The organism is uncultured Tenacibaculum sp. (assembly GCF_947498805.1).
Lineage (GTDB): Bacteria > Bacteroidota > Bacteroidia > Flavobacteriales > Flavobacteriaceae > Polaribacter.
The window spans coordinates 1-977 of sequence record NZ_CANMLT010000021.1 but is presented as its reverse complement, the minus strand read 5'-3'; the positions used below and the strand labels follow the sequence as shown (position 1 = coordinate 977).

Genomic DNA, 977 nt, shown 5'->3' with positions numbered 1-977 from the left:
GTCTGTGAAGGCGGAACAGCTACAGTAAGTGTAACCGCAACTGGAGGCGTAAGTTTATCATATCAATGGCAGAGTAGCACAACTTCAGGTGGAAGCTTTAGTAATATTGCAAGTGCCAATAGTGCAAGTTATTCGGCTCCAACTACTAGTGCAGGAACTACCTATTATAGAGTGGTCATTACCGATAGCGCATCAGGATGTAACAGTGTTACTTCAAATGAAGCAGAGGTGATTGTCAATGCAGATCCGAGTATTACGGCTCAACCAACAGCAACTCAAACAGTCTGTGAAGGCGGAACAGCTACAGTAAGTGTAACCGCAACTGGAGGCGTAAGTTTATCATATCAATGGCAGAGTAGCACAACTTCAGGCGGAAGCTTTAGTAATATTGCAAGTGCCAATAGTGCCAGCTATTCGGCTCCAACTACCAGTGCAGGAACTACCTATTATAGATTGGTCATTACCGATAGCACATCAGGATGTAACAGTGTTACTTCAAATGAAGCAGAGGTTATTGTCAATGCAGATCCGAGTATTACGGCTCAACCAACAGCAACTCAAACTGTCTGTGAAGGCGGAACAGCTACAGTAAGTGTAACCGCAACTGGAGGCGTAAGTTTATCATATCAATGGCAGAGTAGCACAACTTCAGGTGGAAGCTTTAGTAATATTGCAAGTGCCAATAGTGCAAGTTACTCGGCTCCAACTACTAGTGCAGGAACTACCTATTATAGAGTGGTCATTACCGATAGCGCATCAGGATGTAACAGTGTTACTTCAAATGAAGCAGAGGTGATTGTCAATGCAGATCCAAGTATTACAGCTCAACCAACAGCAACTCAAACAGTCTGTGAAGGCGGAACAGCTACAGTAAGTGTAACCGCAACTGGAGGCGTAAGTTTATCATATCAATGGCAGAGTAGCACAACTTCAGGTGGAAGCTTTAGTAATATTGCAAGTGCCAATAGTGCAAGTTA

1 protein-coding gene is annotated in these 977 nt (G+C 43.6%); it reads left to right on the top strand.

All coding sequences use genetic code 11. The features are described 5' to 3' along the window. Positions 1–977, top strand: a 977-nt coding sequence (locus tag Q0873_RS18160) for a hypothetical protein (protein WP_299110211.1), incomplete at both ends; no start/stop codon positions are given.